The 8,471-nt window shown below is 55.6% G+C and carries 5 protein-coding genes; 3 read left to right on the top strand and 2 right to left on the bottom strand.

Features of this window, described 5'->3' with window-relative positions; translation table 11 throughout:
* Positions 1-228: 228 nt before the first annotated feature.
* Both HBN61_RS21970 and HBN61_RS21965 read right to left on the bottom strand, forming a co-directional pair.
* Complete coding sequence (locus HBN61_RS21970) at positions 229-2,763, bottom strand: PepSY domain-containing protein (protein WP_170047899.1); 2,535 nt, start codon at positions 2,761-2,763, stop codon at positions 229-231.
* A 120-nt stretch (positions 2,764-2,883) separates the two neighbouring features.
* Entirely contained in the window at positions 2,884-5,202 is a 2,319-nt protein-coding gene (locus HBN61_RS21965) for a TonB-dependent receptor (protein WP_170047900.1), read from the bottom strand.
* Between the two features lie 217 nt (positions 5,203-5,419).
* On the opposite strand from HBN61_RS21965, the gene HBN61_RS21960 reads away from it, so the two are divergent.
* From HBN61_RS21960 to HBN61_RS21950, 3 genes are all read left to right on the top strand, one after another.
* On the top strand, positions 5,420-6,100 hold the full coding sequence (locus tag HBN61_RS21960) for a Fe2+-dependent dioxygenase (RefSeq protein WP_170047898.1): 681 nt from the start codon (positions 5,420-5,422) through the stop codon (positions 6,098-6,100).
* A 2-nt stretch (positions 6,101-6,102) separates the two neighbouring features.
* Positions 6,103-6,858, top strand: coding sequence for a tetratricopeptide repeat protein (locus tag HBN61_RS21955; protein WP_170047897.1), 756 nt, complete (start codon positions 6,103-6,105; stop codon positions 6,856-6,858).
* A 209-nt stretch (positions 6,859-7,067) separates the two neighbouring features.
* Positions 7,068-8,282 carry a hypothetical protein gene (locus tag HBN61_RS21950; RefSeq protein ID WP_170047896.1) on the top strand — a complete coding sequence of 405 codons (1,215 nt, stop codon included), beginning with the start codon at positions 7,068-7,070 and terminating at the stop codon, positions 8,280-8,282.
* The last annotated feature ends 189 nt before the right edge of the window (positions 8,283-8,471 follow it).

The raw sequence follows: 8,471 nt of genomic DNA, 5'->3' as shown, positions 1-8,471 counted from the left end.
AACACGGAGAACCGGTCGAAAAAGCTCTCCGTACATGATTTTTCGGTCACTTTTCGTCCAATGACGCTGTAGGTGCCTGGAAAATTGCAACTTGCCGCGGCTGCACGACAAGTTGATCGGAGCATCCCTAAGGGGTCAATGTGTCCTATTAAAAGTGTTCGCGATGTCTCCGAACATTGTGTTCGCTATGTCCCCGGTCCATACATGTTAAAGGCTGAGGGGTATTGATCAGTAAACGTCTCTCTTATAACGACCCTGTTCTATCAGGCGTTCCAATGCTTCTGCTCCCACGATGTCGATCAATGCCTGATCAACCCCTGCCGCCATGCCTTGCAGACTGCCGCAGATGTAAATGGCTGCCCCTTCAGCGAGCCAGCGCCGGACCTCGTCAGCCGCTTCGCGAACACGGTCTTGCACGTAGACCTTGTGGGCCTGATCCCGGGAGAACGCCAAACTCAGTCGCTCCAGATCCCCGTTGGCCAACCAGCCTTGCAGCTCTTCGCGGCAGTAGAAATCGTGGGCCGCATTGCGCTCTCCGAAGAACAGCCAGTTACGCTGTTCGCCCTCGGCAATGCGCGCCTTGAGCAGGCTGCGCAAACCGGCCAGACCGGTGCCGTTGCCGATCAATATCAGCGGGCAAGGATCTTCAGGTGGGTGGAAGCCACTGTTAGTTCGCAGGCGTAGGTGGATGCTCGCCCCGACAGGCGCGTGTTCTGTCAACCAACCGGAACCAATCCCCAGACTTCCATCGGCATGCCGCTCCTGACGCACGATGAGTTGCAGCAAACCATCCTCCGGGATCGAGGCGATGGAGTATTCGCGCATGTTCAGCGGGATCAGTGCATCGACCAGTGCTTGGGCATGCATGCCGACCAGATGCCCACGATGTGTCGGTAGCTGGCGGCTTGCGAGTGCCTGAGCCAGTGTTTCGGTCAAACCTTCCAGCTGTACCGGGCTGTCAGGGTTGAGCCCCAAACCTTCGAGAAAGTGTTCAACAGCCCACAGGCAGTGACGCGGCATGACTTCGACCAGATCGCCCGCTTGCCAGCTACCCGTGACGTCTGGGGCGCTCAACCCCAGCAGGTACACGCTGGAACCGTTGCTGCCGGGGTTGAGCAAGTCGCGCTGTTCAAGGGTCCAGTTGTGGTAGCGGGGCGCTTGCCATTGAGTGCCGGGGGCTCCTCCCGTCAGTTGGCTGAGGTGCTGTTGCCAGTGATGCAGCGCCACGGGGTCGCCGCTGTCGACCTGCACCGGGCTGAACAATGCCTGCGCGCCACGCTCGCTCAGCCACTGCTGAATGCGTGTCGCAAACCCGCAAAAGTGCGGGTATTGGCGATCACCCAAGGCCAGCACTGAATAGTGGAGCGTACTCAGGCTCAAAGGCTGGCCCAGCAATTTGCGTTCAAAGCCCCGGGCGCTGTCCGGCGCTTCGCCGTCGCCAAAGGTACTGACCACAAACAGAGCGTTTTTTGCGTGCTGCAAGTCCTCCCCGCTAAGCGCCGCCAACGGTTGCACCCGGACTGGCATGCCGGCCGCCTGTAATTGACCCGCCGTTTGCCACGCCAGTTGCTCGGCAAAGCCGCTTTGGCTGGCAAAGCCGATCAGCCATGAAGAGGCATCGTTGCTGACGTCTGCCAGCCCATTACGTGCTGCTCGGGCCTGACGCTTTTTACGACGTCGATCCAGATACAGCAACCAGCCGGTGATAAAAAACAGCGGCATGCTCAGGCTGGCCACGGTAACCAGAATACGTCCGGGAAGGCCCCAGTAACTGCCTACGTGCAGCGCGTAGATGCTGGTGAGCAATTGCGCCTTGTAGCTTTTATCGTCGTAGCGATAGTGCTTTTTGATCACGCCTGTCGCCGGGTCCAACACGATCTGGTTGAAAGCACGCTCGTGGGGCGAGTCTGTTCGCAGGTAAAACACGGTTGCAGGCTGCCCGGCTGCAGGGGGCATGCGCACGTTGTATGTGCTCAGTTCAGGGCCGGCGGCTTTCTGGATGCTGGCCCAGATTGCATCGTAATCGGCCACGGGTGCCGGGCCGGCTGGGCCGGGCTTGCCGCGGCCGCCTTTGCGGTGTTCGCCCTGGGGGGAATCAGAAAACAGCGTTTGCAGGCCCTTGTTGTACCACTCGTAGGACCATGACAAACCGGTCAACGCGGCCAGCAGATAGAAAACCATGCACCAAGTGCCTGCTACAGCGTGCAAATCCCAGTTGAAACTGCGGCCTTTCTTTGCCCAATCGAGCGTCAACCATGCGCGCCAGTTCAGCGCTTGGCGCGGCCAACGCAGGTACAGCCCGGAGAGACAGAAGAAAATCAGCATCAGGGTGCAGGCGCCGGTGATTTGCCGCCCGGTTTGGCCCATGGCCAGAAAACGGTGCAGTTGCAGCATCAGGCCGAAGAAATCCTGGCCTGTGGCCTCGCCCAGATAGTTGGCTGTGTAAGGGTCGACATACCGCATCTGACCCCGGCGCTCGCCCGGCGGCGGGGTGAAAAACACGCGCGCAGCGCTGTCACTGTCGACACCGACCCACAGCATCGCGACCTGTTTGCCCTCAGTGGCTTCGACCTTACGCACCAGCTCCGCAGGTGGCAGTACGCCACTGTCGAGTTTCTCGACGCTGAGTACAGACGGGTTGAGCGCGTTCAGCAGTTCGTCCTGAAACGACACAACGGCACCGGTAATGCCCATCAGGGCCAGCACCAGACCGGCGGTTATCCCGAAAAACCAATGCAGCTGAAACAGTGTTTTCTTGAACACGACTACCGCCTTGCTTGCTCAATGGAATACGTGTTTACGTCATGCCCGCAAATGGCGCGAGCTTTCGTACAAAAGCCCCGGCCATTGGATGGGCGGGGCTTGGTTTAACGTGACATCTGTTTAGAAGTGGAAATTGGTCGTCAGCAAGGCAGTACGACCGGGTGCCTGATTAGCAAAGTGGGTCGAGAAGGCTTTGTCGTAGTAGGTCTTGTCGGTCAGATTTTGTACGTTCAGTTGCAGGTCAACGTTTTTGCTCAGCTTGTAACTGGCCATTGCGTCGTAGCGTGTGTAAGACGGTACGTAGGTGGTGTTGGCAACGTTGCCGAATACGTCGTCTACATAGAACGCGCCGCCACCTATAGTCAGCTTGGGCGTGACGGCGTACGTAGTCCACAGGCTGGCGCTGTTGCGCGGCGTGTTAGGCAGCTTGTTGCCATCGGTAGCTTTGTTCAACGGGCCGCCGTCCTGCTGTTTAGCGTCAAGGTAGCTGTAACCGGCGAACACTTGCCATTTGTCGGTGATCTTGCCGCTGGCAGACAACTCGATGCCGTCTACACGGGTTTTACCGGCGTTTTCGTAAGATGCAGTGTCGACCTGAACTCGGGTGTTTTCTTTCTCTGTACGGAAGATAGCAGCGGTCAGAGAGAGGCGGTCATTGAACACATCCCACTTGGTGCCGAGCTCGTAGTTAGTTGTTTCTTCGGGCTCAAGGTCGCTACTGGCGAATGCTCCGCTACGTTCAGGAGAGCCTGGAAGTGCGTTAGGTTCCATGCCTTCACCCAACATTGATCCGGGAGGGGTAGCCGACGTGGCGTAAGAAACATAGATGCTGCCGTTCGGTCTTACTTTCCAGACCAGGCCCAGTTGGCCGGAGAAGAAGTCGCTGGTGTCGTTACCTTTGTAGGTCACCGGTGCTTTGGTTTTTGGATCCAGTGCGTGGGTTTTGTACTGGGTCTCAAAATGGTCGTAACGAAGGCCCATGTTCAGTAGCCACTCAGGCGACAGTTCCAGCGTATCCATTGCATAGATAGCGCGAGTATTGCTGGACGTGGCCGTTCCCAGATAGTTGCGCGAAATTGCGCCGCTCCATGGGTCGTTCGGTGTCGGGTTACCCAGAGAGGTGCAGTTATAACCACTTGGTGATCCGATCATCCCCGGCGTGCAGGTTGAATCAGCGACACTGGTGCTGCCAATGGTATCGGTATTGACGTTATAAGAAGATCTGTCGCTGGTTTCTCGGCTAATTTCAATCCCGGTTGAAAAACTGTTCTTGAAACCTGCAACGTAGAAATCACCAAACAAATCTGTTTGGTTGGTTGTCGTCGCAGTATTGCTTACTCGCGAGTTAGCTCTGCGCCAAACGCTGCCATTGTTCACGTTGCCTTTGCTGTCATCCGGCTGCGTCAGAATGTAATCCTGCATGCTGTTGCCATGACGCAGCGTATTTTTGACAGTCAGGCTGTCATTGAAATCATGTTCAAAGGCTAGCGTTGTAATATCGGTCCGGGTTTTGCGGAAGTCTCGATCGGTCAAGCCGTAAAAGTTCGTGCTGTCGCCGCCGTCGTTCGGCTTGTCGGGGCTTGCAGCAGTGTGAGACTTGCCCACAGAGAAACCATAAGGAATGCCTGAGTCCGGTAGGTCATTACTTTCCATGTGGTAGTAATCGATGTTAACGCGTGTGTCAGTGCCCAGGCCAAAGGCCAGCGACGGAGCAATACCCCAGCGGTCGTAGTTAACGTTGTCACGTCCAGCAACGTTGCTTTCGTGGCTCATCAGATTCAAACGGCCCGCAACTGTGTCGCTGAACTGGTAGTTGCCATCCAGAGTGTAACGCTGGGTTTGATCCGAGCCCCACGTATAACCCGCATCGAAAGAGTCACCTAAATGAGCCTTTTTGCTCACAAGGTTGATAGTGCCGCCCGCCGCGCCGCGCCCCCCGAAGGCGGAGTTTGGCCCCTTCGCAACTTCGATGTTTTCTACGGCAAAGATTTCGCGGCTTTGTGCGCCGGTATCACGCACGCCATCCAGATAAGTATCACCTTGGGCATCAAAGCCCCGAATGAAAGGTCGATCGCCTTGTGGGTTGCCACCTTCGCCCGCGCCGAAAGTAACACCCGGAACGGTGCGCAACGCGTCTTGCAGTGACGTGGCTGCGGTGTCTTTGATCAGTTGCTGCGGGATCACTGTGATCGAACGTGGCGTATCGATCAGAGGGGCAGTGTATTTTGGGGAGTCTGCCTTGTCAGTTTGGTAGGCATCTTGCTGCTCCCCGCTCACGGTGGTCGCGCCCAGCGAAATACTGTTGCCCTGTGCTTTGCTTTCAGTGCTTTCAGCCGCCTGTGCCATGTGCGCAGCGGAGGTTGCGGTGATTGCGACACCGATGGCCGAAGCCAGCAAACGCGGTGAGCTGACGGGTATTTTTGTAGTAAGGCGCGACATGTGAAGATCCCTTCCCCCAGAATTTGAGCCGCGAAATATAGTGCAAACAATTCTGTGTATCAATTGAGATCAATTACTATTAGCGCAAAATTTACAATCTTTACAGTTTTGCTTTACGGTTTTTTCACACTCGTTCGTCTACGGGGGTTGATCAGGGTTTTACACGATCAATAAGAATCAATACCATTGCCATCCCTTTGTTATCAGGTATTGCGCCATGCTCCTGCATATTCCCGGCTTGTTTACCCGTGAAGAAGTTGCGCGCATTCGCGAAGCACTGGAGCAGGCGGACTGGGCGGACGGCAAAATCACGGCCGGGTATCAATCCGCCAAAGCCAAGCACAACCTGCAGTTGCCGGAAGGCCATCCGCTCGCCAAAGAAATTGGCGCGGCCATGATCGACCGGCTATGGCAAAACCCGCTGTTCATGTCAGCCGCCTTGCCGCACAAAGTATTTCCGCCGTTGCTCAACTGTTACACCGCGGGCGGCAGCTTCGACTTTCATATCGATAACGCCGTGCGCCAACCCAAGGGCAACCCTGAACGGGTACGCACGGATTTGTCGTCGACGCTGTTCTTCAGTGACCCTGACGATTACGACGGTGGCGAACTGGTGATTCAGGACACCTACGGCGTGCAGCAAATCAAATTGCCGGCAGGTGACATGGTGCTGTACCCCGGCACCAGTCTGCATAAAGTCAACGCCGTCACGCGGGGGACTCGCTTTGCCTCCTTTTTCTGGACCCAGAGCCTGGTGCGTGAAGACAGTCAACGTACGCTGTTGTACGAAATGGATGGCGCGATCCAGCAACTGACCCGCGATGTGCCCGATCACCCGTCGTTAATTCAGCTCACCGGCACCTATCACAACCTGCTACGTCGCTGGGTTGAGGTCTAGCCATGAGCTTTCAATTGCGCCGTGAGGAGTTGCTCGATGGTGAACAGCTCCGTGCCATGTTGGCTGAAAACCCGGGCCGGGCGGCACAAGCCATCCTGATTGCAGCCAAACAAGGGCTCATTGATGGGCAAGCGTTGTTAGGGCAAATTTTGCTCGACGGGCAGGGCATCGAACGCGATCCGGTCTTGGCCAGGCGCTGGTTTCAGATCGCTACCAACGCCGGTCATCTGATGGCGCGCAACATGCTCGGTCGCTGCCTGGAACATGGTTGGGGCGGGCCAGTGGATCTGACGCTGGCCAGTCTGCAATACCGTCAGGCCGCAGAGGCCGGTCTGGACTGGGCCATGTACAACTACGCGAACTTGTTGGCCACCGGGCGCGGGGTCCCTGAAGACCCGCTGGCTGCGCTGGCGCTTTATCGGCAAGCCGCAGAGTTGGGGCATGCCAAGTCGATGAATTTGTTGGGGCGCTATCTGGAGGAAGGGCAATATTGTGCGCAAGACCTCAATGCCGCTTGGTATTGGTACAAATGTTCGGCTGAAAACGGAGATTTTCGCGGGCAGTTCAGCCATGCGGCCGTGCTGACGCAGCAGGGGCAGATCGACGAAGCCCTTGAGTGGCTGTACAAGGCGCTGGCGGGAGGCAATTTGAACTTTCTTCGCGTCGCACAGCAATCCCTCATGTATGCCCGGGACCCGCGGATTCGGGCATTGGCGTCGGACTTTGCGCAGCGTGCAGCACAACTTCAAACAGATTGATCGAACACAGTGGAGGCCACCGTTACGTAATCGACAGGCACATTAAATAGTTATAGCGATGAAGGCCCTGTATTGAATAGTTATGGCGCTGGCGAATAACGCTGTTATTTAACGTACTCTCTTACATTGTTTTGTGCTTAAGCTGTATTGCCGGTGTCCCGGTTGGGCATAGTCTTGTTCATGTGTATTAATTGAGCGGGAACTGCATGATGCCTGAGTATTATAGGGATGAGCTGGAGGCTCTAACGGAGTCTGAGTTTTATGAACAATCCGGGGTGTTCGAACACTCTATCGTCGTGCCGTTGCGATTTATGCAGTATCTGTCGGGCGTACGCTTAAACGGAATTCCGCGTGCTGACAGCGGTTTTTTATTCCGGCGTACAGATATTGAAACCATTCGATTATATGTCGACCATGCCCGTCTTTTGCCGACGGTTCTTGAGAACGTAAAGCGCCTGTATCCACCGGCGGCTGTAGGGTTGGAAGGGTTGGAGCCAGAAAAGGTAGTGGGCTTTCATCAACAGGTTCTGGCACACGCTCATACCTGGACCCACCTTGAACATGCAGTCAAAGTGGCATGCGATAGCATGAACCAGTTGGCGGGGGACATTCTGGAGCGTCTTCAACGTCTTATTGAAGATATCGCTGGGGTTATGGGGGAGCAGCCATCAGGTAACGGACTGGGTATCACTGATCTGCCACGTGCAGTATTAACCGACGAACAGCGCTCAGCCCTTGAACTCATACGTCTCAACCGGGTTCACGAACAGCCGGATATACGCGGTTTTTTCAATACCTCGATCTTTTCTCAGTGCCGTCTATTTAATAGCACCTTGGCGAACGTGTTGGTGCCACACGCGTCGGCACTTCTGGATGTTTATTCGCAAGTGGATAACGTTACCGCCAACGCTTCATTAAAAACAGATCTGCGCGCATTAGATGATCAACTCCACAGCGTGGTAACGGAGTATGAGCGACTGATTACAGAGACAGTGCCAGGCAGGGTGCCACAGTTCAGCCTTGAAGCCACCTCAGGCGTTTTCAGTCGCCAAGCCGGAATACTGCGGGGGGAGATTCACCGGCTAGTGGTCGAGCGGGGCCGTTTGGTGTTCGCCAGTTTGCCGCCGGATACATTGGGCGCGTTTCTATACGTTACCCAGCAACGTTTTTCCGAGCTGCGCGGACGATTTATGGCGGCCGCAGTGACATGCCGAGACATGGAGAACGCTTGGGAACCCCTCCAATGGTATGTGATGGGTGTGAATGAGTATTTGAAACAGGTGAGTACCCTGGCAGACCTTAACCAACTTAAAACCAATCTCGAAAGGCTCATGAGAACGTGGTTGCGCGTAAAGGCACTGACTGCGCAAGTCTACAGTTCATTTACACAAATACTGGAACGTGATGACTGGGCCGCACGGTAACACGTAAACAGCCAGTTTTATAAAAGGCTGGATAACATTAGTCGGCCAACTCCACGTGCCTCTAGGGATGCTCCGATCAACTTGTCGTGCAGCCGCGGCAAGTTGCAATTTTCCAGGCACCTACAGCGTCATTGGACGAAAAGTGACCGAAAAATCATGTACGGAGAGCTTTTTCGACCGGTTCTCCGT

It is taken from the genome of Pseudomonas sp. WS 5071 (assembly GCF_012985765.1).
Lineage (GTDB): Bacteria > Pseudomonadota > Gammaproteobacteria > Pseudomonadales > Pseudomonadaceae > Aquipseudomonas > Aquipseudomonas lundensis_A.
This window is presented reverse-complemented; position numbering and strand designations above follow the sequence as displayed.

Bases quoted from the DNA above. Each gene is read 5' to 3' on its own strand.
- HBN61_RS21965 (WP_170047900.1), bottom strand. From the start codon at position 5,202: ATGTCGCGCCTTACTACAAAAATACCCGTCAGCTCACCGCGTTTGCTG.
- HBN61_RS21960 (WP_170047898.1), top strand. From the start codon at position 5,420: ATGCTCCTGCATATTCCCGGCTTGTTTACCCGTGAAGAAGTTGCGCGC.
- HBN61_RS21955 (WP_170047897.1), top strand. From the start codon at position 6,103: ATGAGCTTTCAATTGCGCCGTGAGGAGTTGCTCGATGGTGAACAGCTC.
- HBN61_RS21950 (WP_170047896.1), top strand. From the start codon at position 7,068: ATGCCTGAGTATTATAGGGATGAGCTGGAGGCTCTAACGGAGTCTGAG.